The organism is Deltaproteobacteria bacterium (assembly GCA_029210625.1).
GTDB lineage: Bacteria > Myxococcota > Myxococcia > SLRQ01 > SLRQ01 > JARGFU01.
This window is the reverse complement of record JARGFU010000006.1, coordinates 1-26,688: the sequence shown is the minus strand read 5'-3', so window position 1 is coordinate 26,688 and position 26,688 is coordinate 1. Positions and strand designations below refer to the sequence as shown.

28 protein-coding genes and 1 other RNA gene are annotated in these 26,688 nt (G+C 72.0%); 13 read left to right on the top strand and 16 right to left on the bottom strand.

Translation table 11 applies throughout. The annotated features are described in order from the left end of the window. The first annotated feature begins 54 nt into the window (after nt 1-54). The 3 genes from P1V51_07015 to P1V51_07005 are packed head-to-tail and all read left to right on the top strand — an operon-like array spanning nt 55 to nt 3,999. Entirely contained in the window at nt 55-1,275 is a 1,221-nt protein-coding gene (locus tag P1V51_07015; GenBank protein MDF1562775.1) for a hypothetical protein, read from the top strand. A 43-nt stretch (nt 1,276-1,318) separates the two neighbouring features. Next, entirely contained in the window at nt 1,319-2,164 is an 846-nt protein-coding gene (locus tag P1V51_07010) for an alpha/beta hydrolase (GenBank protein MDF1562774.1), read from the top strand. Nucleotides 2,165-2,214: 50 nt separating this feature from the next. Then, nucleotides 2,215-3,999, top strand: a complete 1,785-nt coding sequence (locus tag P1V51_07005; GenBank protein MDF1562773.1) for an ATP-binding protein — start codon at nt 2,215-2,217, stop codon at nt 3,997-3,999. 22 nt (nt 4,000-4,021) lie between these two features. Here the strand turns inward: P1V51_07005 and P1V51_07000 are convergent, their stop codons facing one another. After that, entirely contained in the window at nt 4,022-6,235 is a 2,214-nt protein-coding gene (locus P1V51_07000) for a molybdopterin-dependent oxidoreductase (protein ID MDF1562772.1), read from the bottom strand. After that, entirely contained in the window at nt 6,232-6,717 is a 486-nt protein-coding gene (locus tag P1V51_06995) for a (2Fe-2S)-binding protein (protein MDF1562771.1), read from the bottom strand. Before P1V51_06995 ends, P1V51_07000 begins: the two co-directional genes overlap by 4 nt. An 83-nt stretch (nt 6,718-6,800) precedes the next feature. Between P1V51_06995 and P1V51_06990 the strand changes: the two genes are divergently transcribed. After that, a complete protein-coding gene (locus P1V51_06990) occupies nt 6,801-7,319 on the top strand; it encodes a cupin domain-containing protein (protein MDF1562770.1) in 519 nt (172 codons plus the stop codon). Between the two features lie 113 nt (nt 7,320-7,432). Then, on the top strand, nt 7,433-7,900 hold the full coding sequence (locus P1V51_06985; protein MDF1562769.1) for a YbaK/EbsC family protein: 468 nt from the start codon (nt 7,433-7,435) through the stop codon (nt 7,898-7,900). Between the two features lie 3 nt (nt 7,901-7,903). Here P1V51_06985 and P1V51_06980 read toward each other — a convergent pair whose 3' ends face one another. The 5 genes from P1V51_06980 to P1V51_06960 form a co-directional block, all read right to left on the bottom strand. After that, complete coding sequence (locus P1V51_06980; GenBank protein MDF1562768.1) at nt 7,904-8,812, bottom strand: alpha/beta fold hydrolase; 909 nt, start codon at nt 8,810-8,812, stop codon at nt 7,904-7,906. A 25-nt stretch (nt 8,813-8,837) separates the two neighbouring features. Continuing rightward, nucleotides 8,838-9,527: a suppressor of fused domain protein gene (locus P1V51_06975; GenBank protein ID MDF1562767.1), complete on the bottom strand. Its 690-nt coding sequence runs from the start codon at nt 9,525-9,527 to the stop codon at nt 8,838-8,840. A 341-nt stretch (nt 9,528-9,868) separates the two neighbouring features. Continuing rightward, nucleotides 9,869-10,228: a transfer-messenger RNA gene (ssrA, locus tag P1V51_06970) on the bottom strand. Nucleotides 10,229-10,603: 375 nt separating this feature from the next. Beyond that, a complete protein-coding gene (locus P1V51_06965; protein MDF1562766.1) occupies nt 10,604-11,272 on the bottom strand; it encodes a hemolysin III family protein in 669 nt (222 codons plus the stop codon). 75 nt (nt 11,273-11,347) lie between these two features. Further along, on the bottom strand, nt 11,348-13,174 hold the full coding sequence (locus tag P1V51_06960) for a hypothetical protein (GenBank protein MDF1562765.1): 1,827 nt from the start codon (nt 13,172-13,174) through the stop codon (nt 11,348-11,350). Nucleotides 13,175-13,382: 208 nt separating this feature from the next. On the opposite strand from P1V51_06960, the gene P1V51_06955 reads away from it, so the two are divergent. Further along, entirely contained in the window at nt 13,383-14,696 is a 1,314-nt protein-coding gene (locus P1V51_06955) for a penicillin-insensitive murein endopeptidase (protein ID MDF1562764.1), read from the top strand. A gap of 8 nt (nt 14,697-14,704) precedes the next feature. Here the strand turns inward: P1V51_06955 and P1V51_06950 are convergent, their stop codons facing one another. Continuing rightward, nucleotides 14,705-15,886, bottom strand: coding sequence for a hypothetical protein (locus P1V51_06950; GenBank protein MDF1562763.1), 1,182 nt, complete (start codon nt 15,884-15,886; stop codon nt 14,705-14,707). A 211-nt stretch (nt 15,887-16,097) separates the two neighbouring features. On the opposite strand from P1V51_06950, the gene P1V51_06945 reads away from it, so the two are divergent. From P1V51_06945 to P1V51_06925, 5 genes are all read left to right on the top strand, one after another. After that, complete coding sequence (locus P1V51_06945) at nt 16,098-16,403, top strand: hypothetical protein (protein ID MDF1562762.1); 306 nt, start codon at nt 16,098-16,100, stop codon at nt 16,401-16,403. Nucleotides 16,404-16,488: 85 nt separating this feature from the next. Beyond that, complete coding sequence (locus P1V51_06940) at nt 16,489-17,397, top strand: DUF692 domain-containing protein (protein ID MDF1562761.1); 909 nt, start codon at nt 16,489-16,491, stop codon at nt 17,395-17,397. Next, the gene (locus tag P1V51_06935; GenBank protein MDF1562760.1) at nt 17,385-18,134 is read left to right on the top strand and encodes a DNA-binding domain-containing protein; all 750 of its coding nucleotides are present in this window, start codon (nt 17,385-17,387) and stop codon (nt 18,132-18,134) included. Before P1V51_06940 ends, P1V51_06935 begins: the two co-directional genes overlap by 13 nt. 22 nt (nt 18,135-18,156) lie before the next feature. After that, on the top strand, nt 18,157-18,387 hold the full coding sequence (locus tag P1V51_06930; protein ID MDF1562759.1) for an Rdx family protein: 231 nt from the start codon (nt 18,157-18,159) through the stop codon (nt 18,385-18,387). Nucleotides 18,388-18,521: 134 nt separating this feature from the next. Further along, the gene (locus P1V51_06925; GenBank protein ID MDF1562758.1) at nt 18,522-19,130 is read left to right on the top strand and encodes a YceI family protein; all 609 of its coding nucleotides are present in this window, start codon (nt 18,522-18,524) and stop codon (nt 19,128-19,130) included. Nucleotides 19,131-19,222: 92 nt separating this feature from the next. Here the strand turns inward: P1V51_06925 and hemH are convergent, their stop codons facing one another. After that, a complete protein-coding gene (gene hemH, locus P1V51_06920; protein ID MDF1562757.1) occupies nt 19,223-20,251 on the bottom strand; it encodes a ferrochelatase in 1,029 nt (342 codons plus the stop codon). A gap of 98 nt (nt 20,252-20,349) precedes the next feature. On the opposite strand from hemH, the gene P1V51_06915 reads away from it, so the two are divergent. Continuing rightward, entirely contained in the window at nt 20,350-20,697 is a 348-nt protein-coding gene (locus tag P1V51_06915; GenBank protein MDF1562756.1) for a DUF971 domain-containing protein, read from the top strand. A 7-nt stretch (nt 20,698-20,704) separates the two neighbouring features. On the opposite strand, the gene smpB is transcribed toward P1V51_06915, so the two are convergent. From smpB to P1V51_06895, 4 genes are all read right to left on the bottom strand, one after another. After that, on the bottom strand, nt 20,705-21,199 hold the full coding sequence (gene smpB / locus P1V51_06910) for an SsrA-binding protein SmpB (protein ID MDF1562755.1): 495 nt from the start codon (nt 21,197-21,199) through the stop codon (nt 20,705-20,707). 9 nt (nt 21,200-21,208) lie between these two features. Then, on the bottom strand, nt 21,209-22,099 hold the full coding sequence (gene panC / locus P1V51_06905; GenBank protein ID MDF1562754.1) for a pantoate--beta-alanine ligase: 891 nt from the start codon (nt 22,097-22,099) through the stop codon (nt 21,209-21,211). Beyond that, a complete protein-coding gene (gene panB, locus P1V51_06900; protein MDF1562753.1) occupies nt 22,092-22,970 on the bottom strand; it encodes a 3-methyl-2-oxobutanoate hydroxymethyltransferase in 879 nt (292 codons plus the stop codon). The genes panC and panB overlap by 8 nt, the downstream gene beginning before the upstream one ends. Nucleotides 22,971-23,184: 214 nt before the next feature. Further along, nucleotides 23,185-23,838 carry a deoxynucleoside kinase gene (locus P1V51_06895; GenBank protein ID MDF1562752.1) on the bottom strand — a complete coding sequence of 218 codons (654 nt, stop codon included), beginning with the start codon at nt 23,836-23,838 and terminating at the stop codon, nt 23,185-23,187. Between the two features lie 175 nt (nt 23,839-24,013). Between P1V51_06895 and P1V51_06890 the strand changes: the two genes are divergently transcribed. After that, nucleotides 24,014-24,370, top strand: a complete 357-nt coding sequence (locus P1V51_06890) for a hypothetical protein (protein MDF1562751.1) — start codon at nt 24,014-24,016, stop codon at nt 24,368-24,370. Here the strand turns inward: P1V51_06890 and rsmA are convergent. From rsmA to P1V51_06875, 3 genes are all read right to left on the bottom strand, one after another. After that, on the bottom strand, nt 24,351-25,220 hold the full coding sequence (rsmA, locus tag P1V51_06885; protein MDF1562750.1) for a 16S rRNA (adenine(1518)-N(6)/adenine(1519)-N(6))-dimethyltransferase RsmA: 870 nt from the start codon (nt 25,218-25,220) through the stop codon (nt 24,351-24,353). The two genes, P1V51_06890 and rsmA, sit on opposite strands and share 20 nt — an antisense overlap. Further along, complete coding sequence (gene tsaD, locus P1V51_06880) at nt 25,213-26,268, bottom strand: tRNA (adenosine(37)-N6)-threonylcarbamoyltransferase complex transferase subunit TsaD (GenBank protein ID MDF1562749.1); 1,056 nt, start codon at nt 26,266-26,268, stop codon at nt 25,213-25,215. Before tsaD ends, rsmA begins: the two co-directional genes overlap by 8 nt. Continuing rightward, the coding region (locus P1V51_06875; GenBank protein ID MDF1562748.1) for a tetratricopeptide repeat protein at nt 26,268-26,688 on the bottom strand (421 nt) is incomplete at its 5' end. The genes P1V51_06875 and tsaD, both read right to left, overlap by 1 nt.

Below are 26,688 nucleotides of genomic sequence, written 5' to 3'. Positions count from 1 at the left end.
CGCCGGGCGGGGTCCCTCGCCAAGGAGGGGGCCGATCGGCTATTCGAGGCGGCGATGAAGAAGCCCGCTGCTCACCTCGCCCTCCTCCTGCCCCTCCTCGCGCTGAGCCTGGCCTGCGGCACCCCCGCCGACGACGACGGCCGGGACGGTGGAGGCGACGGCGGCACGAACCACACCCCCTGCGCCGACCTCACCCCACCCACCGAGAACCTGGCCCTCGACACCCTCGGCCCCCTCACCCAGATCCACGCGGCGGCGGCCTTCGCCAACCAGGAGATCTGGGTCGCCTACTCTCACCCCAGCGAGGGCGGCAACTTCTCCATCCAGGCCCTGCGCCTCTCCTGCGACGGGGCGCCCATCGGCGAGCCCTGGGCGGTGAGCGCGGACGACACCATCAACCAGCTCGATCCCGCCATCGTCGGGAGCGGTGAGCGGGTGCTCGTCGCCTGGCAGTCGGACAACCAGACCGCCCCCTACAACCTCGACACGCACTTCCGCCTCTACGACGCCGAGGGAGCGGCGCTGACCGGCCCCACCGAGCTGGCGGCCCGGCGCGGCGGCGTGGTCAACGAGCAGAACGCCTGGATGCCGCAGATCGCCCCGCGCGCGCAGGGAGGCTTCACCCTGGTGGGCGCCTGGGGCCACGCCGACGCCACCGCCTTCCAGGCCTACGGACAGCACCTCGACGCGGACGCCTCGCTGGTGGGCGAGAGCTGGGACTGGGACCTCCGGCCCGCGATCGGGCAGGTGAACCCGACGGTGAGCCTCGACGGCGCCCGGACCCTCCAGGTGGCCTGGGACGATGGGGGCGGCAGCACGGGCGTCACCACCTCCAGCCTGGCCGAGGGCGCCGGCGCCCCGGCCGCGGCCACCCCCATCGGCGGCAGCGCGGGTGGGACTCACCCCTCCCTCGCCAGCCACGGCAGCGAGACCTGGCTCGCCTACGCCGGCATGAACCAGCCGCGGCTCCGCCTGCCCGGCGGGCTCTTGATCAACCTGGGCGACCCGGGCACGGATCACTCGCCGGTGGTCGCCGCCGACGAGACCGGCGCGATGGTCGCCTGGTACCGCAACCTCGGCGGCCTCTCGAACGAGGTCCACTTCGTCCGGGTCGCCAGCGACGGCACCCTCTCCGGGGCCGGCGAGGTGGGCACCACCAACGCCGCCCCCTACCCCCTGAGCCTGATCGCCCTGGGCGGCGGCCGCTTCTTCCTCACCTGGCAGGACGGCGCGAACCCCGACTTCGTCATCCGGGGCCGCTTCCTCACGCCCTGAGGGCCGGCCTCCCGCCGTCCCGCGCGGGAGAGCCCCTTCGATCATGCACCCTGAGCGTCCCTCCGATCCCGAGCCGCGCGTGCTCTCGCTCTCCTGCGGCCCGGTGAGCCTCACCGACCGCGGCGAGTCCCCGGAGGGCGCGCTGCCGGTGCTGGCTCTCCACGGGCTGCCCGGCACGGTGCGGGACTTCCGCTGGCTGGGCGCCGCCCTCGAGCCCCACCTGCGCTTCGTGCGGGTCGATCTCGCGGGCTTCGGCGGCACCCCGATCGCCTCCGCGCCCCTTGCCACCATCGAGGGCCGGGCCGCCTTCCTCCCCGAGCTCCTCGATGCCCTGGAGATCGAGCGGGCCTGCATCCTGGGCCACTCCATGGGAGGCCCCGTCGCCCTCGCCGCGGCGCAGCGTTGGCCGGAGCGCTTCCCCGCCCTGGCGCTCCTCGCCTCGGTGGGCCTGCGACCTCACCGCCTCTTCCGCAGCCTCCCGATGCCCGGCGCCTTCGCCCTGGGCCTGCGGACCCCGCTGCTGGGCTGGCCCCTGCGCCGCTTCTATCGCCGGGGCCTCGGCAGCGCCGGCTTCCGGGGCCACTACACCGACGAGAGCCTGATCCACCTGGCCACCAGCGTGGCGGCGGTCTCCTTCGAGTCCATCGCCGGGATGGTGCGGGGGCTCACCGCCCCGACCCTCACGGCCTGGGCGGGTGACGACCCCTTCATCGAGGCCGAGATCTTCGAGGAGCTCGACGCCGCCCTGCCCGAGGGGCCTCGCCTGGTCTTCGGAGCAGGCGGCCACAACCTGCAGAAGAGCCAGGCGGTGGAGATCGCCGAGGCGCTGCGCGCCTGGCTCGCCGCTCTCCAGGAGGGGAGTCTGGACCCAGCCCCTTCGCCTCTCTAGAATCGAAGGCCTCTGCGTCGGCCTCTGGGGCGCCGGGAGATGGGGGTAGCGTGAGACGGGGTGGCGGACACGGCCCGCCCGAAGGTGCGGGAGACGAGGCGACGCTGCGCGAGCGCAGCCGGGGCCTCTCGGTCATCGTCGAGGTCGGTCACCAGGTCTGCGCCACCCTGGACCTCGAGCAGGTGACCCAGACCGCGGTCGACGGGATCACCAGCCTCGTCGGCCTCGACACCTCGGCGATCTATCTCCTGGAGGGTGAGCAGCTCCACCTGATGGCGACGACCCCGCCGCTGCCGCCGGACTTTCCCGAGCACCTGCGGATCGCCCGGCGCCAGGATCACCCCACGATCGAGCAGGCCGTCTGGTCGCGCTCGCCCCTCCTCGTCCAGGACTTCCAGGCCACGGCCTCCACCCCCGCCGAGCGCGCGGCCGCCGAGCAGCGGGACCTGCGGACGCTCGTGGTGATCCCGATGATCGCCGACGACGAGGTGGTCGGGGTGTTCATGGCGGGCTCCGTCGGTGAGCCGACGCGCGTCTCTGCCCTCATGGTCGATCTCTCGCGCTCCCTGGCGAACATCACCGCCCTCGCCGCGAGGAACGCCCGGCACTACGAGGAACGCGAGGCCCAGGCGGCCGAGCTGAAGCGCCTCCTGGAGGAGCGCGATCAGGCGAAGGAGAGGCTGCAGCAGGCGCAGAAGATGGAGTCGGTCGGCCGCCTCGCGGGTGGGGTGGCGCACGACTTCAACAACATGCTCAGCGTCATCATGGGCACCGCCGACCTCGCCCTCCTGCGCGGACAGGAGGAGGGGATGAGCCCCGAGCTCGAGGCCGACCTCAACCAGCTGATCGAGACGGCGGGCCACTCGGCGGCGCTCACCCACCAGCTCCTCGCCTTCGCCCGCCGGCAGGCCGCCGAACCGCAGGTGATCGACCTCAACGAGAAGGTCGCCGATCTGCTGAAGATGATGCGGCGCCTCATCGGAGAGAACGTCGACCTCTCCTTTCACCCGATGGACGAGCCCGCCCGGGTGCTGATCGATCCCAGCCAGATCGATCAGGTCCTGTCCAACCTCTGCGTGAACGCCCGCGACGCCATCGAGGGGCACGGAAAGATCTCGATCGAGCTCGGCGCCCGCGACTTCGAGGAGGCGCCAGAGGCCGTTCCCGCCTGGTCGGCCGGGCCAGCCCCCGGCCGCTACATCATGCTGGCGGTGAGCGACACCGGCGCCGGGATGACCCCCGCGGTGAAGGCCCAGGTCTTCGAGCCCTACTTCAGCACGAAGAGTGAGGGTAAGGGGACCGGGCTGGGGCTCGCGACGGTCTACGGCATCGTCCGGCAGAACGAGGGCTTCCTGAACCTCTACAGCGAGCCCGGCCTCGGGACGACCTTCCGGATCTACCTGCGCCGCCACGTGGGGGTCCCCGCCCGGGCGGAGGCCCCCGCACCGGTCGTGGTGCGCAAGGGGAGCGAGGCGATCGTGCTGGTGGAGGACGAGCCCCACATCCTGGACGTCGCCCGGCGGATGCTCGAGGGCCTCGGCTACGTGGTGCACGGCTTCGCGGATCCCCGGGAGGCCCTCGCCTTCTCCCGCGACACCTCCCTCGAGTTCCAGCTCCTCATCACCGACGTCGTGATGCCCGGGCTCAACGGCCGGGCGCTCTCCCAGGCCATCACGGAGGAGAGGCCCGGGGTGCGGACGATCTACCTCTCGGGCTACACCGCCGACGTGATCGCCGAGAACGGGATCCTGCACCCGGGGGTCCGCCTGCTGCACAAGCCCTTCTCCCTGGCAGAGCTGGCCGAGCGGGTGCGCAGCACCCTCGACGCCAGCTAGAGGGGAGAGCGAGGCCGACCGCTCAGCGCTGCCGCTTCAGCTCCGGCAGCAGGGGCAAGCGCCGCAGGCGCTTGCCGGTGGCGGCGAAGATCGCCCCGGCGAGGGCGGGCGCCACCGGCGGCACCCCGGGCTCGCCCACCCCCTGGGGGGGACGATCGCTGGGCACCCGGATCACCTCCATTGGCGGCGTCGCGTCGAAGGTCAGGAGCTCGAAGCTGTCGAAGTTCCCCTGCTGCACCCGCCCCTCGCGCAGGGTGATCTCCTGGAAGAGCGCGGCCGAGAGCCCGAAGACCATGCTGCCCTCAAGCTGGGCCAGGACCTGGTCGGGGTTCACCGCCAGACCGCAGTCGAAGGCGCAGACGAGGCGCTCGAGCTTCACCCGCTCCCCGCGCACCGAGACCTCGATCACGACCGCCACGATCGTCCCGAAGCTCCGGTGGATCGCCAGGCCACGGCCGTGTCCCGCGGGGAGCGCCTCTCCAAAGTCGGCGGCCTCGGCGGCCGTCTCCAGCACCTTCAGGTCGTCGTCCTTTCCGGCGAGGAGCGTACGGCGATAGGTGAGGGGATCGCTTCCGGCGGCGTGGGCGAGCTCGTCGATCATCGACTCGACCGCGAAGGCCGAGGAGGAGTGACCCACCGAGCGCCAGAAGCCCACCGGCACCTCGGGGTCCTGCCAGTGGTACTCCACCTGATGCGCCCCGAGGGCGTAGGGGGGATCCTCGGTGCCCTCGAAGGAGGTGGGGTCGGAGCGCTTCAGGGCGTTCCCGGCGACCTCGCCCAGGAAGTGCTTCGCCCGGGCCGGCAGCCAGCCGGGCATGGCCGAGCCGGCGAAGTCCTGGATGACCTGGGCGAGGATCGACTGCCCCGCCAGCCGGTGGTGCCAGCCGACGATCTTCCCCTCGCCGTCGATCCCGGCGCGGACCCGGTGGACGTAGGCCGGCCGGTAGTAGTCGACCGCCGTGTCCTCCTCCCGGCTGAAGATCACCTTCACCGGCCGCTGCAGACGCGCGGAGATCTCGACCGCCTCGGCGAGGAAGTCCTGGTTCGCGCGGCGGCCGAAGCCTCCACCCACCCAGGTCGTGTGGATCGTCACGTCCTCGAGGGGGAGCCCGGCGGCGTCGGCGGCGACCTGCCGGGCGATGCTCACCGACTGGGTCGGCACCCAGGCCTCGCAGCGTCCCTCCCGCACCCAGGCCGTGGCGTTCTGCGGCTCGAGCGTGGCGTGCGCGAGGTAGGGCAGCTCGTAGACCGCCTCGAGCTCGGTTGCGGCGCCCGCGAGGGCCTCCTCCACCTTGCCCTTCCGGTGGACGACCTTGCCGGGCGTCTCGACCAGCTCCCGGTAGGTCCGCCGGATCTCGCGATCGTCGAGGGGGGGCTCGTGGCGCCGGTGCCAGCGCAGCTCGACCTTCTTCGCGGCCTGCCGTGCCTGCCAGTACCCCTTCGCCACCACGGCCATGCCGCGGGAGATCGGGAAGACGGCCACCACGCCGGGCATGGCGCGGGCCTCGCGGGTCCGGTGCGCCCGCAGGCTCGCCCCGAGCTCGGGCGCCCGGATCACGACCGCCGTGAGCAGACCGGGCAGCTGGACATCGAGGCCGTAGACCGCCGACCCCTCGAGCTTCGCCGGCGAATCCAGGCGGGGCACGGACTTGCCGATCACGCGGAACGCTCCGGAGGGCTTCAGCTCCGGCGCGGCGACCCGCAGGCGGGCGGCCGCCTCGACCAGCTCGCCGTAGGCGATGCTCTCGCCGCCCGGGTGGTGCACCCGCCCGTCCCGGGCGCGGCACTGCTCGAGCGGGATCCCGAGGCGCCGGGATGCTGCGGTGAGCAGACAGAGGCGCGCCTGGGCCGCCGCCGCCCGGACGGCCTCGTGGAAGGAGGAGATGCCGGTGCTTCCCCCCGTGACCTGCATCCCCATCAGGGGGTTGGCGAAGGCCGGATCGGGGGGCGCGGGGACGACCTCCACGGCCTCGGGCGCCACCTCGAGCTCCTCGGCGACGAGCTGGGCGTGCCCGGTCTGGGTGCCCTGCCCGATCTCCACCGGGCTCAGGTAGAAGCGGATGCGGCCGTCGGGGGTGAGGCGCAGCCAGGCGTTGGGGGTAAAGGTCCCGGCCGGCAGGTCGGCGTCGAGGGGCGGCCGGCGCCCCGCGCCGCAAGCCGGCAGCTGGGCGGCGATCACCAGCCCGGCGCCCGCCGCCGCGCTGCTGCCCAGGAACTCTCGGCGGGTGAGGCTCACGTGGGCTCCTCTCCGGCCAGGAGCGCGGCGGCCCGGTGGACCCCGCGGCGGATGCGCGGGTAGGTGCCGCAGCGGCAGAGGTTCCCCTCGAGGGCCAGATCGATCTCCCGGTCGGTGGGGCGCGGGCTCTCCCCGAGGAGCGCCACCACCGCCAGGATCTGTCCGGGCTGGCAGTAGCCACACTGGGAGACGCGCTCGTCGAGCCAGGCCTGCTGCACCGGATGGAGGACCCCTCCCTGCTTCAGCCCCTCGATGGTGAGGATCTCGCTCCCCACCGCGTCGGCGACGCTGGTGCCGCAGGCGCGCTCGGCGGCGCCGTCGATGAGGACGGTGCAGGCTCCGCAGAGCTGCTCACCGCAGCCGAACTTGGTGCCGGTCAGCCCCAGCTGCTCTCGCAGCACCCAGAGCAGAGGGGTGTCGCCGGCGACGGTGACCTCCCGCTCCTCTCCGTTGACCTTCAGCCGGTGGACCTCGGAGCGCATGGCGAAGGCGAACCTGCCAGAAGACCGGCCCTCCCGGCAATTGCCGGCGACTTCCGGCCGCCTCCCGTTTTATTCTCGGGGGCATGAGCAAGTCTGACGATCTGCCCCTGGTTCTCAATGTCGACGACGCCGAGGATCAGGAGCACCTCTTCGGGGAGCACTGGGGGGGGTCCTACCGGGCCCTGACGCCTGCCATGCGGCCGCTGGGCGGCAAGCTGGGGGTGAATCGCACCGTCTGCCCCCCGGGCCGGGCCACCGTCCCCTTCCACTACCACCAGCTGGAGGACGAGGTGTTCTACATCCTCTCGGGGCGGGGGATCTTCCGCTACGGAGACCAGCTCCGGCAGGTGGGCCCGGGAGACTGCATCTCCTGCCCGGCCGGCACCAAGACCGCCCACCAGCTGGCCAACCCCTTCGATGAGGATCTGGTCTACCTGGCCATCGGCAACCGGGAGCCCGAGGAGGTCTGCGTCTACCCCGACAACGGCAAGGTGCTGGTGCGCGGCATCGGCAGGATCGGCCGCCTGGAGGAGGCCGCCTACCTCGACGGGGAGCCGGACCGGCCGAAGATCTTCGACCTCCTGGAGCAGGGCACGGACTAGGGGAGGCTACCGGGGAGATCTGCCACGCGCAGCCCCCGGAAGCATATTGGGGGCGAGCGGTCGAGAGGCTGCGAGGACGAACCTTGTAGGTCGGCCGCCGGGGGATCCGTACCATGGCCATCGCAAGGAAGCTCCGGAACTATCTCGACGAGCACGCGGTCCACTACCACGTGCTCTCGCACCCCGAGGAGTTCACCGCTCCCGAGGTCGCCCACGCGCTCCACGTCCCTGGCCGGATGATGGCCAAGACCGTCCTGGTCAAGGCCGACGGCCGGCCGGTCCTCGCGGCGGTGAGCGCCAACACCCGACTCGATCTCTCCGCCCTGCGCATGGTGCTGGGCGCGAGCATCGTCGAGCTCGCCTCCGAGAAGGAGATCGATCGCAGCTTCCCGGACTGCGAGACCGGCGCGATGCCGCCCTTCGGCAACGTCTACGGCCTGCCGGTGGTCGTCGACTCGGGGCTGGTGACCGACGCCGCCTTCGTCTTCGAGGGCGGCACCCACCACGAGGCGATCGTGCTCTCCTTCCCCGACTTCGAGCGCCTGGTGCACCCCCAGGTCGCCGACATCGGGTTGCATTGAGGCTCAGCCGCCGAGGTGCTCGAGCAGGAGGGCGTTGACCCGCTCCGGCTCGTCCACCTGCACCCAGTGGGCGGCGGAGGGTAGCCGCTCGACGCGCAGATCGGGCACCCAGCGGGTGCCCGGGTCCGCGACCGGCGGGGTGAGGAAGCTGTCCTGCTCGCCCCAGATCACCAGGGTCGGCGCGCGCACCGTGCGATCCCGCCGGTCGCCGCTCTCCGGGCGCGGCGGGCGGAAGATCGATCGCCACGAGTCGCGGATGGCCGAGCGGTAGTAGTTGATCGAGGCGGTCAGCGCCCCGGGGCGAGCTGCCGCCTCGACGTAGCGCTCCACATCCGCCTCGCTGAACCCGCCCGGACGCCGAGCCTCGTCGTGCAGCACCCGGCGGATCAGGCGGTAGTCGCCCGCGCGGATCAGCGCCTCGGGGAGCCAGGGCAGCTGGAAGAAGAACATGTACCAGGAGCGCGCCAGCTGGCCGGGCCGGCGCAGATGCTTCGCGAAGGCGCGCGGGTGCGGCGCGTTCAGGATCACCAGCCGCTCGACCACCTCCGGCCGGTACATCGCCACCATCCAGGCCACCGCCCCGCCCCAGTCGTGGCCGACCACGTGGGCCCGCTCGTACCCCAACGCCGCGATCAACTCGGCGACGTCCGCGGTCAGGCGGGGGCGGGAGTAGGCCTCGACGCCCTCCGGCTTGTCCGACTCGCCGTAGCCGCGCAGGTCGGGCACCGCCACCCGGTATCCCGCGGCGGCCAGCGGCCCGATCTGCAGGCGCCAGGCGTACCAGAGCTCCGGGAAGCCATGGAGGAGCACCACCAGCGGCCCCTCCTCGGGTCCGGCCAGGACCACGTGCAGCTCGAGCTCGCCGACGGAGATCCGCCGGTGCTCCCATTCGCTCTCGGAGAAGTCAGCCATGGGCGCAACCTAGTCCCGGGGCCGGCTAGGCGCGCAGGGGGGTGACCAGCTCGGGGTTGGCCTCGCGGATCCGGGCGACGATCTCGGCCTCCCAGCCCTCGGCGCCCTCGCTCTCCTCGTAGGCCGCCATCACCGCCTCGCGCAGCGCGTTCTCGACGCCCAGGAGCAGGAGGAGGTCCACCTGCCCGTGAGGCGTGGAGAGGGGCTCCGGGAAGAGCGGATCCCGCAGGACCAGCATCGCCGTCTCCTTCGTCTCGGGCCTGCCGTCGATGGGGCCGGTCTGGATCGTGTGGCCGGGCGCGAAGTCCTGCCCGCCCCAGACCGCCTTGCCGATGGCGTCCAGGAGGCGGAAGGCCAGCGCCGGCGGCCGCTCGGAGGTCTTCGGGATCCGGAAGGTCAGCTCGTAGCCGAAGCCGCTCACCTCCGGCTGATCCACGTTCTCCTTGGCGTAGAGCTCGGTCAGCCCGAAGGAGACCAGGTGCCAGAAGGTCCCCGCGTCGTAGGCGCTCATCCCGTCGAAGGCCGCCGCGTTCTCCGAGAGATCGTGCATCCGATAGACCCCCGGCGCCACGTGCGGCGGATCCGTCTGCCCCGGGTAGTGCTCCAGGAAGGCCGCCTCGATCGCGTCCCACCCCTCCGCCTTCTCGTCACTCTCCGGCGGGGGCGCCGCGGGAGCCTCGATCTTCTTCTTCCCGAACCAGTCCTTCAGACCCATGCCCGTACCTCTACCATCCCTTCCCTCCAGACGCAGTGAGGAGGCGCCGGGAGTCGAACATTGTTGGAATCGTGCAGAACGGAGCGGACGAAAGTCCGCGGAGTTGCACGATTCCAACCATGTCGACGGTGATCGAACTCCGAACGTCCGACCCGAGCAACACGCTCGGATCGGACGCACGGAGATCGTTTGGAGGCGCCGGGAGTCGAACATTGTTGGAATCGTGCAGAACGGAGCGGACGAAAGTCCGCGGAGTTGCACGATTCCAACCATGTCGACGGTGATCGAACTCCGAACGTCCGACCCGAGCAACACGCTCGGATCGGACGCACGGAGATCGTTTGGAGGCGCCGGGAGTCGAACCCGGGTCCGAAAGCGCTCCACCAGGACCACTACATGCTTAGTCGATGATCAATTTGACGCCCCACCCACCCACCGACAGGTGATGCGAGACGCGGTCCCGACAAAAATCTCGTCAGCGCATCGCCGGGCGAAACGCGCTGACCAGCCCGAAAGTTTGACGCCCGGGACCCACCCCCTCGGGCTCGGGGTGGCCGGACGACTCTCTACGGGTGTTTAGGCCGCGAGAGCGAGCTCAACGTCGTCGTTGGCTTTTGTGTTTTTGCCGCTTTTGACGTGGTTGCGGCGCCACGGCATGCGATCGCTGGCTTCACTGCCCTCGTCGAAGCCAAGTCGCCCCCAGATTGTCACAGATCGATCGACCCACATCTCGAGGCCGACCCGAACCACCATGATGTCACTCGCCCGGAAGCCCGTCCACCGATGAGTACGACGGCGCCCCCCTGCCACGACGCAGCAAGGTCCCGAGAGCGCGGCCTGCGCGCGGTGAGCAAGAGCGGCCGAGGGGCCCGGGGGAGGGGGACCTCCCGGGGGCGTGGAGGGGCCGGCTTCGCCGACCGAACCAGCACGAACCGAAGCCGGCCCCGACGTCGAGCGAGCCGGAGGCGGGTCCTCGCCAAAGAGGGTCCGCGCCGGCAGGCGACCCGCCGGGAGGGGAGCGTCCCCCGGGGGGTCCCCCTCCCCCGGGCCCCTAGGGCTGCGGTCTCACCCCGCGCTCAGCCGACGACGTAGAGGGCGACGGCGGCGACGTGGCAGGCGCTGCCGCCGATGACGAAGAGGTGCCAGATGGCGTGCGCGTAGGGCACCTTGATCAGGTAGAAGAGCGTGCCCCCGGTGTAGACCGCCCCCCCGCCGAAGATCAGCCAGAGGGCGCCGGTGGGAAGGTGATCGAAGAGGGGACCGACCGCCAGGATCGCGAGCCAGCCCATGGCCACGTAGACCGCCACCGAGATCCATCTCGGGCGGTCCACCCAGAAGACCTCGAGGGCGATGCCCAGCGCCGCGAAGCTCCAGATGGCCGCGAAGAGCCCGAGGCCCCAGGGGCTGGCCTCGAGGCCCACCAGGGTGATCGGCGTGTAGGTGCCCGCGATGAGCAGGTAGATCCCGATGTGGTCGGCGATCCGTAGCTTCTGCTTGGCGCTCACCGAGAAGGGGCCGTGGTAGAGGCTGCTCGCCAGGTAGAGCGCGAAGAGGCTCGCGCCGAAGACCGTGACCGTGCCGATCTGCCGGGGATCACCGCTGCCGGTGGCCACGGCCAGCATCCAGGCCAGCGCGCCGAGCGCCAGGCACGCCCCCAGGGCGTGGGTGGCGCTGTTGGCTCGCTCCTCGGCCGGGGTGTAGCGGCTCGTGGGGAGGGTGGCGGCGGCGGTCTCGGAGGGGCTCATGCGAAGGCAATCTGCGGGCTCGGCCCCGTCTGGGGAAGGGCCGCCCGGCCCTTGTGACCGAATCCTGACCCTCTCCTAGGGTGCCGGGCTCAGGTCGCGCTCGCGCCGCACCCTCACCTCGCCGGTGAAGGCCCCCACCACCACCGTGCAGCCCGAGACCACCGGATCGGTGGTCAGGTAGCGCAGGCGGCCGAGCTCGGGCTCGTGGATGAAGGACCCGGTCGCCGGGCACTGGGCCTCCTTCGCCGCCTCGAGGGCCAGGGGCCGCAGCGCCTCCTCCGGCTGTGGCGTGGGCTTCGTCTCGGAGTAGGGGTGCAACACGATCTCCAGCCGGGGCTGCCCCTCGCGATCGTGCTTCCCGCGGCTCAACACGAAGAGGCGGCCGGACTCGACCCCCTCGATCCGCCAGCACTCGCCGGCCTTCAGCCTGCCCTCGGTGCCGCGGTGGTGGTCCGGCTTGATCCGGTAGCTGTAGCCGCCGTCGTCCTCGAGATCGAAGTCGACCCGGAAGCCGGCCAGATCGGTGCCCCGCTGCCCGGGAGCCAGCCGGTGTTCGCTGCGCTGCGCGAGGGCGTCCTCCTTCGAGACGAGGGAGGCCGGCGCCTTGCCCACGGCGCCGAGGTAGGCGCGCAGCGCCTCGTCCTCGAGCGCGAGGCCGTAGCGCAGGTAGGGCTCGACCCGGCCCGCGAGGCGGCCTCGATCCGCCGGGCGCTTCGAGACGATGGCCGCTGCCATCCGGACCATCCACTCGAGCACCGAGTTCTGGGTCGAGAGCACGTCCGCCGCGAAGGGCTCGAGCGCGAGGATCGCGGTGAGGGCCTCCGGGTCGGGCCGGGCCTCCACCGCCGGAGCGAGCTCGGCGAGCAGCTGGAGGTCCAGCCCCTCTCCGCCGCCGGGCACCCTCTCCAGGAGGGCGCGCAGGAGCTGGCGGCGCGCCTTCGGCGTGGTCTCCTCCAGGAGGATCTTCAGGGTACGGGCGGGCTCCTCGTAGCTCTCCCGGCGCTCCACCCAGGCGGCGAAGACCGGCGCGTAGGCGTCGGCCAGGCGCCCGCCCCCCTTGCCCTGCTCGAGGAGCCCCACCGCCTCGAGGAGCGGGGTGGCGAGGATGCGGTGCCCCTCCTCGGTGCGAGGATCGGCCAGGAGGGCCAGCGGCGCGAGGGCCAGGCCGACCGGCGGCTCGAAGAAGCGCGCCCCGAGATCGACCAGGTCCTTCAGGGAGGCGAGGTGCTCGCGGGCCCAGGGTTGCGCCTGACGGAAGAAGCGGGCGCGCTCCGGCAGCGCCATGGCAGCGACGAGGTCGTGGTACATCGCGCGAGGAGCCGCCTCCAGGATCTCCGGCGCCCGGACCCCGCCCCGGTGTCCCAGGGCCTCCATGGCCAGCGGCGCGAGGTCGGGATCCCCGAGGGCCGCGAGCAGCTCCGGCCGGGGCGAGCCCTTGAAGCGGGTGGTGGCCCTCTCGTCGAAGAGGATCTCGATCTTCGCGAGGTTCTCCTCGCTCATCGGGAGCGCCTCCACCCTCCCCTCGAGGCCGCGCCCGCCCTGCTCCTGCACCAGGAGCACCTCGTCGCCCACCTTCAGGGCTCGTGCCGTGAGTCCTCCGCGCAGGCGGCGGTCCATGGGCGAGACCCGCGGATCGTCCCAGACGATCCCACCGTAGACCCGCACCTCCTGGCTCTTCCCCTCCGGGAGGCGGCCCGCGGGCCAGGTCCGCAGCACCCGCACTCCGGCGACCACGTCGTTGCCCTCGGCGGTCTTCACGCTGCGCACCTTCACCTGTGCCACCAGCCCCCCCTGCCGGGCGACGGCGAGGAGGCCGTAGCGCTCGATGTGGAGCTGGCCGGCCAGCGCCTCCGAGGCGAGGAGCAGGACCAGAGCGGGGAGCACGAACCTGAGCGGGAGCATGGGGAACCGATGATCCACGTCCCCGGCGGCGGGAGCAAGCCGAAGCAGGAGGGGACCTCCCCGCCTCGGACCGAGGATCGTCCCGGCACGCCCCGTGCACACCTCTCCCCACATGGGGATCTGGAGCCGAAATCGTGGAGACGAGCACACGAGGACGTGTCTGGCCGGACGCGACGAGGAGGTCACGCAGCCGGTCACGATCCTCTGGATGGAGACCACCCCGCCCGCGGCGACTGCGTCGGCCGCGGGCACCGACGCCCTGGAGACGCTCCGGGCGGCGCTCGAGCGGGGAGCGGGCTGGGTGGCGAGCCGGCCCTGGCGCCACCTCGCCGCGCTCGCCTCGCGGCGCTTCGTCTCGCTCACCATCGCCCTGGGGCTGGCCATCGTCCCGGGCAGCCTCCTCCTCGCCGTGGCCGCGCTGGTCTGGCATCGCCTCGCGGCGACGGCCCCCCTGGCCTACCAGCCGACCTCCCCGCGGGTGGTGCAGCAGGCCCCCGGCCCGCCGCCGGCGGCCGAGGTCTCCCGCCCGGCGGCCGAGCCCGCCCGGCCAGCGACCGCCACCCCCGTGACCCCGCCGCCGCCCCCGAGGGCGCCCGCCCCCGCGCCCTCCAGCCCGCTGATCCTGCCCCCGCCGGAGGCGCTCTCGAAGGAGACGGCGGCCGCCTCCTGTAGCGGCGGGACGCGCTCGCGGGGCCCGCTCGAGCACGCCGCGCACCTCGAGGACGCGGGCGCGGGCTACCGCCTGATCTTCCCTCACCGGCAGCTCGCCTACGGGACCGACGAGCTGGTCGGGGCCATCACCCGCATCGCGTCACGCCTCGGAGCGTCCGGCGGCGAGGCGAGCGCCCCCCTGATGGTCGGCAACCTCTCGGGCCCCGCCGGCAGCCAGGCCGGCCAGGACCCCTTCCACCCGGCCCTCTACTCCCTCTCTCACGGCGCGGGTCGGGCGGCCGATCTGGCCTTCCCCCTCGTCGACGCCCTGGGGCGCCCGGTCGCCGCGGTGGAGACCGCCCTGGCCTTCGAGGCGAGCGGCCGCTCGGAGGCCGGCGTCCGCCGCCTGCACCTCCCGGCCGCGGCCGAGGTCCCCCCCGGCTGCCGGCGCAACCGGATCCGGTCGGGCCTCGCCGAGGTGACCTGCCTGGTGCCCGAGGGCGCGTACGCCATCGACTACGCTCGCGGCTGGCAGCTGATCCGCACCCTGCTCCTCGATCCCGAGATCGGGGTGATCGACGACCTCACCGGCGTCTCCCGCCCCGATGGCTCGGGCCTGCGCTTCGTCTTCGTCGCCCCCTTCATCGAGGAGGGACTGCTGGCTGCCGCCGAGGCCGCCGGTGAGCCCGAGGGGCTGCGCAAGATCGCGGCCCAGCTCCTCCACCAGCCCTCGAACGCCGATCCCTACGTGCACTACTTCCACGTCGAGCTCTGGTGCACCGCCGAGGACCGGGCGGCCTGCGGCTGCGACGACGGCACCCCACCCTGGAAGCGGTGGAGGGCCGGCGTGCAGCTCATCCCCGTGTCCTAGCCAGACCCCTAGTGCCAGGCGCAGCGGGTCAGCACCGAGCGAGTCGCGTCGTCGAGGTCGCTGCGCTCGAGGAGGGCGCTGGTCCAGGAGAGGGGCGCGGCCCGGCAGGCGGCGTCCGAGCCGACGGTGCCGGTGCGCTGGATCATCTGCAGCACGGCCTCGAGGTTCTGCTTCTCGGGCTTCGGTGAGACGGTCGCCAGGGCCTCGACGAGGTCGAAGGGGCGGGCGATCTGATCTCCCCGGAGCGCCTTGCGCAGGAGGTCCGCCGCGCCCGGCCCGCCGGCCAGGGCCACGAAGCGCGCGGCGCAGGCTTGGGTCATGGAGGGGACCCCCAGCTTCTTCTTCGCCACGGGGAGGAGCTTCTCGGGCTCTGCCGAGCGCAGGCCCTCCTCGAGGTCCCGGCAGCCGGTGGGCGTCATCAGCTGCTCGATCCGCTCGACCTGATCGCCCTGGGGGCTGACCAGCTGCGCCCGCAGCGCGCCGGTGCGGCCCTCGACCAGGACGTGCGCGCCGAGGACGGTGAGCTGACCGGTGGTGAGGCTGTAGAGCACGCGGCCGGCCTGCCGCTGCCGCTCGAGGGTCGCCCGGTGCTTCCAGAGCAGACCGGGGCGGAAGCCGAGGGTGTAGGAGGGCGGCACACCGCTGCCGACCTGCAGGAGGTTGGCGCCGAGCGCCACCTCTCGATCCGAGACCCCCACGACCTGCAGCAACGGGAGCAGATCCCCCATGCGCAGGATGACCCCCGAGTCGCGGACCATGGCGCCGGCGATCCAGAGCTTCTTGCCGTCGGGGGTGGCGTAGGCCTCGATGAGGCCCCGGGGGGTGGGCACGGTGATCGGCACCGAGCCCCGGCCGATGACCTCGTCGTGCCAGCGGGAGGCGCCCTTGGCGTTCCCGGAGAAGCGGGGCGGGCCGCCCACGGTGGAGAGGCGCTGGATGAGCGGGTTCTTGCCGACCTTCTTCTTCATCTCCGGGGTGATGTTCCGGGCCGCGGCCGGCCGCTCGACGGCCGGCGGGGTCCCGCCCGTCGGCGCGGCGGTGGAGCCGGCCCCGGCGGGCTGGGAGGGAGCGACGGCCGGCTGGGCCTGGGCCCGGGCCGCCGCTGGCGAGACGAGGAGGGCCGAGAAGAGGCCCGCGGTGAGGAGGAGCGAGGAGGTTTTTCCAGACAGGGCTGCGATTTTGGTGAACATGGGTCTCCCTTTCGAGGTGAGCTCTGACCGTCTCGACGGAGAGCCTAGCCCAAAGATTCACGCCGGAGCGAGGGCGCTGGCCGCCCCACCGGGGGCGGCCCACCCTATCGCTCGCCCCGATGAAGGGACCGGTGGGGGCGGCTGTAACCATCCCCGCCCACCGGCCCAAGTAGAGGCATCAACCCCAACCCTCCCGAAGAGGAGAATCTCGATGAAGATCAGCAAGACCATGACGATGGGCGCCCTGGCGGCCACCATCTCCCTGGGCAGCCTGGGCCTTGGCGCCACCGGCTGCGCCGGGGCCTCCAAGAACGTGAAGGCCGAGGAGAAGTCCTGCGGCGGCGCCTCCTGCGGTGGCAAGACCGAAGGCGGCGAGCACAGCTGCGGCGGCAAGGCCGAGGCGGCCGGTGAGGCCGCGCCGGAGAGCGGCGGCGAGGCCGGCGGCGAGGCCGCGACCGAGGGCGGCGAGCACTCCTGCGGTGCCGGCAGCTGTGGCGCGGGCTCCTGCGGCGGCTGATCGCCTGCGGACTCGCGATTGCGCCCCCCCGTCCGCGCCGCCGGCACGGGGGGCGTATCAACCCCCCCTCTCTTCAGGTGACCCCATGACCGCTCTCGCGCTGCAGACCCCGAGACCCGCGCCGGCCGGCGGCGTCCCCTACCTCGGTCACGGGATCGGACTGCGCCGCCCGCACTACGACGCGATCGTCGAGACCGTCGAGGCCGAGGCGACCCGCCACGAGATCGACTTCTTCGAGATCCTGGTCGAGAACTACATGTCCTTCGGCGGCCGCCCCCGGGCCGTCCTCGAGCGGCTCCTGCGCTCCAGGCCCTTCGTCCTCCACGGCGTCGGCCTCTCCATCGGCGGCCCCGATCCCTTGAGCGAGGACTACCTCACGCACCTCGAGCGCCTGATCGACGCCACCGGGGCGCCCTGGTTCTCGGACCACCTCTGCTCCAGCGGCGGCTTCGGCGTCGAGTACCACGACCTCCTTCCCCTCCCCTTCACCGAGGCGGCGCTCGATCACGTCAGCCGCCGGGTGGAGCGGATCCAGCGGCGCTTCCCGATCCCCTTCGCCCTCGAGAACCCGAGCTACTACATCGAGCTGGGGGCCTCCGAGATGAGCGAGCTGGAGTTCATCCAGCGGCTGGTCGCCCGGACGGGCGTGAAGCTCCTGCTGGACGTGAACAACGTCTACGTGAACAGCCAGAACCACGGCTACGAGCCCCGCGCCTTCATCGAGGGCATCCCCCCCGAGGCGGTGGTGCAGATCCACATGGCCGGCCACGAGCGCCTGCCCGAGGTGATCATCGACACCCACGGCGCGCCGGCCGTCCCCGAGGTGCTCGCGCTCTACGCCCACACCCTCGAGCACACCGGCCCGGTGAGCACCCTGGTGGAGTGGGACAACGACATCCCCGAGCTCCCGGTCCTCCTGGAGGAGAACCGCAAGGTGCGGGCTGTCGCCCGCGAGACCCTCGGCGAGGTGGAGGTCGCGGCATGGACGCGCTGAGGGCGACCCAGGCGCAGCTCCACGCCCTGCTGCGGGGCGAGGCCTCCACCGACGCGACGGCCCGGATCCTCGGCTGCGATCCGGCCCGCCTGACGATCTACCGGAACTTCGTCCGCCACCACGTCGTCTCGGTGGTGGAGAAGAACCACCCGATGAGCTGGGCGCTCCTCGGCGAGTCCGCCGGGGAGCTGGCCGGGGGCTTCTACCTCTCGCACCCGGCCCGCTCCTGGGAGCTGAACCGGGCCGCCGAGCCCTTCGCCGACTTCCTCGAGGCCCTGCACGCCGCCGGCGACGCGCGCGTGCCGGCCTTCGCCGTGGCGCTGGCCCGCTTCGAGTGGGAGTGCTTCGCGGCCTACGCCGACGAGGCCCGCGAGCCCGAGCCCGCCTCGCTCAAGGCCCCCACCCCCAACCCGACCCTGCGGGTCCTCCAGGTCGCCTTCCCCCTGGTGGACTGGGTCCTGGAGCACGACGCGCGCGCCTCGCGGGGCGAGCCCCCTCCCCCGCCGCCAGAGCCCCTCGAGGCGCCGGAGACGGTCCTCGTCTTCCGCCACCCCGAGCGGCTGATCGCCTCCTACTACCGCGGTTCGGACCCCCTCCTCTTCGCCCTGAAGGTCTCCCTCGAGGGCATCCCCCTGGAGGAGGCCGCCCGCCAGTCCGGGCAGCGCCAGGAGGAGGCTGGGGCGCTCCTCGAGCGGGCGGCCGGGCTCGGCCTGATCCTCCTGCCGGCGCGAGGGTGACGCCTGGACTATCCTCGAGGACATGAAGATCACGATCACCTACTGCGGGGCTTGAAACTACGAGCCGAGGGCCGCCGGTCTGGCGGCCAAGCTGAAGGACCTGCCGGGCGTCGAGGTCGAGCTGATCCGCGGCGGCGGCGGCATCTACGACATCCACGTGGATGGCGCCCTGCTCTACTCGAAGCACGCCAGCGGCCGCTTCCCGGACGAGGAGCAGGAGATCCTCGCGCCCCTGCGCGCCCGCGCAACCTGAGGTAGCGAGGCGCGGGGCCCGGGCCCACATTTGTCTTCATGGGTTCGGTCGTAACTTCGTCCTGGCTCCCGGCGAAGGGAGGGGTGAGCGCGCTCGCTTCTCGAGCGCTGCCGGCCAACCCCGAGGAGAGACCCATGAGAAAGACCCTCCCGACCCTGATCCTCCTCTCGCTGCTCCTCCTGGCCGCCCCGGCGCAGGCCGAGCTCGAGACCTGGAAGATCGACACCGCGCACACCTCCGCCAACTTCAAGGTGAAGCACCTGCTCATCGCCACCGTGCGGGGTCAGTTCACCGGCATCACGGGCACGGTGAAGCTCGATCCCGAGGACCTCGGCAAGCTGGAGGTGGACGTCACCATCGACGCCACCACCGTCGACACCGGCAACGAGCAGCGCGACCGCCACCTGAAGACCGCCGACTTCTTCGACATCAAGAAGCACCCGACCATCACCTTCGTCTCGAAGAAGGTGGAGAAGAAGGGCGACGAGCTGAAGGTGAGCGGCGACCTCACCCTCAACGGCGTGACCCGCCCGGTGGTCCTCGAGGTCGAGGACATCTCCGAGCCCGTGCTCAACCCGGCGAAGTGGTACTCGCGGGCCGCGACGGCCAGCACCGTCATCAACCGGCAGGACTACGGCGTGAGCTGGAACAAGACCATGGACACCGGCGGCGCCGTCGTCGGTGACGAGGTGAAGATCGAGATCGACATCGAGCTCAATCGAAAGCCCGAGCCGAAGAGCTAGACGTTCCCCCCAACGAAGGGGTCGGTCTCCCGAGAGGGAGGCTGCCCTCTGAGGCGGGCGTCGTGGAGCCATCCGCGACGCCCGCTTTTTTTTCAGTCCGTGGCCGGGGCGGCGCGCCGCGCCAGGGCGGCCACCGTGTCGGCCCAGGCCGGCTGGTCGTTGAGCGAGGGCACGAGGACCAGCTGCTTGCCGCCGGCGGCCTCGAAGGTCTCGCGCCCCCGCAGCCCCAGCTCCTCGAGGGTCTCCAGGCAGTCGGCCACGAAGGAGCCGCTGACGAGGGCCACCCGCTCGACGCCCTTCGCTCCGAGCTCCGCCAGCACCTGATCGGTGTAGGGCCCCAGCCAGGGGGTGCGCCCCAGCCGGGACTGGAAGGCGACCGACCAGGCACCCTCGGCGAGGTCCAGGCGGCCGGCCAGGGCCTCGGCCGTCCGCCGGCACTGGTGGCGGTAGCAGGTGCGGTGCGCCGGGCTGGGCTGCTCGCAGCAGTCCTCTCGCGCCAGGCAGTGCTGCCCCGTGGGATCCGCCGCGCGCACCTGGCGCTCGGGGAGGCCGTGGAAGGTGAAGAGGACGTGATCGACGGGCTCGCGCTCGAGGGTCTCTCGCATCAGCGCGGCCTGGGTCGAGAGGTAGCCCTCGTCCTCGTGGAAGGGGGGCACGACGCAGAGCGAGGGGACGCGCTGGCCCGCGCCGGCGAGGGCGTAGAGGGCCTCGAGGGTCGAGCCGGTCGTCGAGGAGGCGTACTGGGGATAGAGGGGCAGGACCACCACCCGCTCGACCTCCGCGGCCTCGAGGGCGGCGAGGCCCTCGGCCAGGGAGGGTGCGCCGTAGCGCATGGCCAGCACGACCTTCCAGCCCTCGCCGAGCCGCTCCTGCACCATCGACTCCAGCGAGCGCCCGTGGAGGAGCAGCGGAGAGCCCCGCTCGGTCCAGATCTGCTGGTAGGCGTGCGCGCTCTGCTTGGGGCGGAAGGGGAGGATGATCAGGTTGAGCAGGAGCCAGCGCCCGAGGGCCGGCAGATCGATGACCCGGGGATCCGAGAGGAACTCCCGCAGGTAGCGGCGGACGGCCGGGATCGTGGGGGCCTCGGGCGTGCCCAGGTTGACCAGGAGGAGTCCGTTCACGTTCCGGCCTCTCTACACCCTAAGCCGGTGAGAGGGCGAGGCGAGGGCGGCCTCGCCGGTTGACCGCGCCGCGGGCCGGGTGCACCTTCTTGCCCCTCATGGATCCCCTCCCCCGCCCCGTCGATGTGCACGCCCTCGCTTCCGAGGGCGTCGTGGTGATCACCTGGAACGACCGGCACGAGTCCCGCTACGAGCTGGCCTACCTGCGCGGCCACTGCCCCTGCGCGGGCTGCCAGGGGCACGGCGGCACCCACACCTTCAGGGAGGCCAGCGGCGCCGCGATCGAGCTGGTCGGTATGGAGACGGTGGGCTCCTACGCCATCGGCCTCCGCTTCGCCGACGGCCACGACTCGGGGATCTACTCCTACGAGCACCTGCTGAAGATCTGCCCCTGCCCGCTCCACGGCGGCCCCGGGTACAACCCCGAGAACCTCGCCGGGATCTGAGCCCCGGTCAGCGGTTGTCGCGGCGGAGGGCGCGGGCCATGTCGCGGTCGGCCTCCCGCTCCCGGATGTCCTCGCGGCGGTCCTGCTGCTTCTTGCCCCGCCCCAGGCCGACGATCACCTTGGCCCAGGGGCCCCGGAAGCGCAGCTCCAGGGGGATGAGGCTGTAGCCCCGCTGCTCCAGCTTGCCGCGGAGCCGCTCGAGCTGAGCGCGGTGGAGGAGCAGCTTGCGGCGGCGCAGGGGGTCGTGCTGCAGGTGAGGCCCTGCGGCCGGGTAGGCGCCGATGTGCAGGTGGTAGAGGAAGAGCTCCTCTCCCTCGAAGGCGGCGTAGGCGTCCGAGAGCTGGAGGAGCCCGGCCCGGAGGCTCTTCACCTCGGTGCCCAGCAGCTCCAGCCCGGCCTCGAAGGTGTCCTCGATGGCCCAGCGGTGGCTCGCCCGCTTGTTGCGGGCGATGACCTTCACCCCGGGCTCGGGGCTGCTCTTCTCCTTCTTCTTCTTCGCCACGTTCGCGGTCTAGTCCTGCAGCGCCCCGTTGTCGATGAGGCGCGTCCGCCGCCCCCCCTCACCCTCCACGAAGGCCGCCATCAGGAGCCGGGTCGAGGCGTCGACCAGCGTCGCCGGCGCCAGGGGGCGCAGCGCCTCGGGATCGGCGAGCTCGACGTAGTCGATCGCGTCGACCCCCTCGGCGAGGGTGCCGTGGGCGAGCTTGCGCAGGACTCCGGCCGAGCGCTCGCCCTGGCCGTAGCTGCGGCGGACGGCGGCGAGGGCCCGGGAGAGGGCGAGGGCCTTCTGGCGTCCCGCTGCGTCGAGGTAGGCGTTGCGGGAGGAGAGCGCCAGGCCGTCGGCCTCGCGCACGGTGGGCACCCCGACGATCTCCACGCCGAGGTGCAGGTCGCGGGTGAAGCGCCGGATCACCGCCAGCTGCTGGAAGTCCTTCTCGCCGAAGTAGGCGCGCGCGGGCCGGACGATCCCGAAGAGGGCGGTGACCACGGTGGCCACGCCGTCGAAGTGCCCGGGGCGGGAGGCGCCACAGAAGTGCTCGGTCAGCCCCTCGACCCGGACCCGGGTCGCCGCCCCGGGGGGATAGAGCTCGGCGGGGCTCTCGGGGGCGAAGACCAGCTCGACGCCCTCGGCGGCGCAGACGGAGAGGTCGCGCTCGAGGTCCCGGGGATATTGCGCGAGATCCTCGTTCGGACCGAACTGCGTGGGGTTCACGAAGATCGAGCAGACGACCCGCGCGCCGCTGCGCCGCGCCTCCCGCAGGAGCGCGGCGTGGCCGGCGTGGAGGTAGCCCATGGTGGGCACCAGCGCGATCGGCGCCGCGCCCTCCCGGGGGAAGGCCGCGAGCAGCTCCTGGCACTCGCGGGTCGTCCGGGCGACCCTCGGCCGGGGGGCGTCAGCCATAGAGCTTGGTGGGCTCGCCGGCGCCCTCGGCGGCCTCGGGCTCCGGATCCTCCACCACCCGCACCTTGGGGGCGTGGAAGGTGTGCTCCTCGGCCGGGAAGCTGCCCTCGCGCACCTCGGCGCCGAAGGTCTCGATGGCGCCCCGGAGGACCTGGTAGCCGTCGAGGTAGTACTTCAGGAACTTGGGCTTGAAGTCCGGGTTGAGGCCGAGGAGGTCGTAGATCACCAGCACCTGGCCGTCGCAGCCGGCGCCGGCGCCGATGCCGATGGTGGGCACGCTCACGGCGGCGGTGACCGCCTCGGCCACCTCGGCCGCCACGCCCTCGAGGACCAGGCTGTAGATGCCGGCGTCCTCCAGGGCCCGGGCGTCGTCGAGCAGGGCCTGGTGCGCCGAGGCGCTCTTGCCCTGGATCCGGTAGCCGCCCAGCTTGTGCACCGACTGGGGGGTCAGCCCGATGTGGCCCATCACCGGGATCCCGGCGCGGACGATCTTCGAGACGACGCCGGTGAAGTCACGGCCGCCCTCGAGCTTCACCGCCTGGGCGCCGCCCTCGGCGATGAGCCGGCCGGCGTTCTTCACGGCCTCGTCCTCACCGGCCTGGTAGCTCATGAAGGGCATGTCGCCGATGATCTGCGCCCGCTTCGCCCCGCGAGACACGGCCGCGCAGTGGTAGATCATCTGGTCGAGGGTCACCGGGAGGGTGCTCTCGTGCCCCTGGATCACGTGGCCGAGCGAGTCGCCGACCAGGATCAGATCCACTCCGGCGTCATCGACGATCCGGGCCAGGGTGGCGTCATAGGCGGTGATCATCACCACCTTCTCGCCCTCGCGCTTCTTCTTCGCGAGGGTATGGATGGTAACCTTCCTCACGGTTTACCTCCGTCGTTCTCTTTGGTTGTTCGGGCTGGTGCCTCGAGGGCTCGCCTCTCTTCGGCTCGGGGTCGCTGCCCGTGGGTCCCATCGGGTCAGCGCCTACGGCCATCTCGCCGAGAGAGTCGTCGAGCACACCAGACGATTAGAGTTTATCCCCCCGGAGCGGATCGATCACGCCCGAAGGGGCGTGAGAGCCTGAAGCGGTCTCCCTTCAGTCGGCCTGGGGCCGGGCGTCCCCCCGGGGGACGTAGTGCTTCGTGCCGCCGCGCAGGTGCTCGATCTCGTCCACGAGGTCGTCGAGGGCGGCGCGCGAGTCCCGCAGGTTCACATCGCTCGTGTTGACCACCAGGAGCGGCGTGTCGTCGTAGCGGAAGAAGTAGTCGTTGTAGATCTGGCAGAGGTCGGTCAGGTACTGGGCGTCGAAGTCGCGCTCGAAGGGGCGCCCCCGCTCCTTGATCCGGCCGAGGAGCACGTCGATGCGGGCCTGGAGGTAGATGACCAGGTCGGGCTTGGGCACCCGGGGGGTGAGCGCGTCGTAGACCCGGTGGTAGAGGCCGAGCTCCGGCCCGTTGAGGGTCAGCTCGGCGAAGATGCGGTCCTTCGCGAAGAGGTAGTCGCTGACGATCACCTGCTGGAAGAGGTCCCGCTGGGCGAGCGCCTCCTGCTGCTTGAAGCGCGAGAGCAGGAAGAAGACCTGGGTCTGGAAGGCGTAGAGGTCCCGGTCGGTATAGAAGTCGGCCAGGAAGGGGTTCTCCTCCACCACCTCGAAGACCGACTTGGCCGCAAACCGCTTGGACAGGGCCTTGACCAGGGTCGTCTTCCCGACCCCGATGGGGCCTTCGACCACGATGTAGCGCGGACGCATCGGGCGCGGAGGGTGCCACAACCGTGGATCTTGGGAAAGCCGATCGATCGAGGGATCCGATCGATCGATCTATTGAGTTAATCACAAGGTCAGAAAAGTTGACAGGGTATGTATCGTAGCGTAGGGTCACGACCACACATCGAATCTCCCTGTTTTCCGGGGGCTGGAGGATACGATGGCAGGAAATACGAGGGGTTCGGCTCGATCGAGTCTGGGGCTGCTGGAGGTCACCGACGCGGGCCTGCCGCGGCGCGTCAACCGCCCGTCACTCACGCGGACGGCCCACGCGGAGCCCGCCCCCACGCCGGCGGTCGGGCTCGACGAGGAGGCCACCCGTGATCCCCTCTATCCGGTGGCCCTGCTGAAGATCGCCATGGCCATGCGCCGCCTGGGCCCCGAGGAGGAGCTGCACTTCGACAGCATCCTCCAGGAGGTCATGGACGACCTCGCCCTCGACAAGCAGGCCTTCCGCAGCTACCTCGACAAGAACATGGGGCGGCTGATGGCCGCGGTCAGGGCGCGCGGCTACTGACCGCTGCGGTGAGGGCAGCGAAGCCCTCGATGCTCACCGTCTCCGCCCGGGCGCCGGGCTCGATGCCCGCCTCGGCGAGCGCCTCGCGCAGCGCGTCCGGCGGCAGGAGCTTCGCGGAGCGCAGGGAGTTGAGGATGGTCTTGCGCCGCTGGGCGAAGGCCCCCTTCACCACCCGGGCGAAGGCCGCCTCGTCGCCCACCTCGGCCAGCGGCCGCTGCCGCGCCTCGAGGCGCACCACCGAGCTGACGACCTTGGGCTGGGGGAGGAAGGCGTGGGGCGCCACGTCGAAGGCCTGCTCGACGTGGAAGTGGAGCCCGAAGCGGATGCTCAGGATGCCGTAGTCCTTGCTGCCCGGCTCGGCGCCCAGGCGCTCGGCCACCTCGCGCTGCACCATCACCACCAGCGCCCCGATCCGCTCCTGCTGCTCCAGCAGGTGAAAGAGGATCGGCGTGCTGATGTTGTAGGGCAGGTTGCCCACCACCTGCAGGTCGCGCCGCTCGACGCCCGGACAGAGCTCCTCGAGGCGGACGGTCTTGGCGTCGGCGGCGACGATCCGCGTGCCCGCGTCACCCTCGAAGAGCTTCTCGAGGATGGCCACCAGGTCCCGGTCCCGCTCGACGGCGACCACCTCGACCCCCCTGCCGCGCAGGCGGGCGGTGAGGTGCCCGAGCCCCGCTCCGAGCTCGACGACCTTCATCCCCTCCCGGGGATGGCAGAGGGAGACGATGCGGTCGAGGACCTGCCGGTCCTGCAGGAAGTTCTGCCCCCAGGCCTTCTTCGGCGCGAGGCCGTGCGCCGACAGCAGCGTGCGGGGAGCCGGGATCTCCCCGGGCCCCGGACGATCAGACATGGTGAGGACCCACGCCCCCCGGCTTCCAGCCGGGGTCGGCGTTGAGGTTCATCGGTGAGCGGCCCCCGCCGCGAAACGCCATCCAGCCCGCGGCGCCGACCATCGCCGCGTTGTCCGTGCAGTAGGCCGGCCGCGGCACGAAGAGGCGGCGGCCCTCCGCGGCCAGCGCCTGCTCCAGGGTCTGGCGCAGGGTCCCGTTCGCTGCCACGCCCCCGCAGAGGAGCACCTCGTTCACGCCGAGCCCCTCCGCCGCCCGCACGGTCTTCTTCACCAGCGGCTCGACGATCGCCGCCCGGATCGAGGCGCAGAGATCGGCCAGGGCCTGCCCCTCGGGCACCCCCTCCCGCTCGACGTGGAGCCGCACCGCGGTCTTCAGCCCGCTGAAGGAGAAGTCCGGCTCCGGCCGGTGCATCATCCCCCGGGGCAGGGGCACCGCCTCGGGATCGCCGCCAGCGGCGAGCTGATCGAGGGCCCGGCCGCCCGGATAGGGCAAGCCGAGGAGGCGGGCGGACTTGTCGAAGGCCTCGCCGGCGGCGTCGTCCCGGGTCCCGCCGATGCGGCGCACCGACCAGCGCTCCCGATCGCCCTCCCCTCCCGAGGCGTCCTGCACCTCGTAGAGGGTCGTGTGCCCCCCCGAGACCAGGAGGGCCAGGAAGGGCGTGGTGGGCCACTCGTCCTCCAGGAGGATCGCGGCGAGGTGGGCCTCGAGGTGGTTGATCCCCACCAGCGGCCGCCCCGAGGCCAGCGCGAGCCCCTTGGCCGTCTGCAGGCCCACCAGGAGCGCGCCGACGAGGCCGGGACCGGCGGTGGCCGCGATGCAGGTCATCTCCTCGAGGCTCATCTCCGCCTCCCGCAGGGTCTCGTCGACCAGGGGCAGGATCCGGGCCAGGTGGTCCCGCGAGGCGAGCTCGGGGACGACGCCCCCGTAGAGCGCGTGCAGATCGATCTGCGTGTGCACCCGGCTGGCGACGACCTGTCCGCCATCACTGACGATGGCGACCGCCGTCTCGTCGCAGGAGGTCTCGAGGGCGAGGAGGTGCTCGCTCACTACTGCAGCATCCGCAGCACGGCACGCACGTCCGCCGCGAACTCTCCGTCTGGCTTGAGATCGAGGTAGCGCTGGTAGGCCTCGGCGGCCGGCTTCTTCTTCCCCTGCTCCTGGTAGACGGTGCCGAGGAGGAGCCAGGCGCGCGCCTGCTTCGGGTCGAGCTCCACGGCGGTCTTGCCGTGCTGCACCGCCAGGGCGAGGTTGCTGGCGTCGTAGTAGGCCTGCGCGATGCCGATGTGCGCCACCACCCCCTCGGGGTTGGCGATGATCGCCCGCTTGAAGTCGGAGATGGCGCCGCGGAAGCGGCCGGACTCGTACTTCTTCTGCGCCCGGGCGAGCTCGCGAGCGTAGAGCTCGAGGTCGACCCCGGTCTCGCCGGTCTCGCCAGTCTCCCCGGTCTCCCCGGTCTCCCCGGTCTCC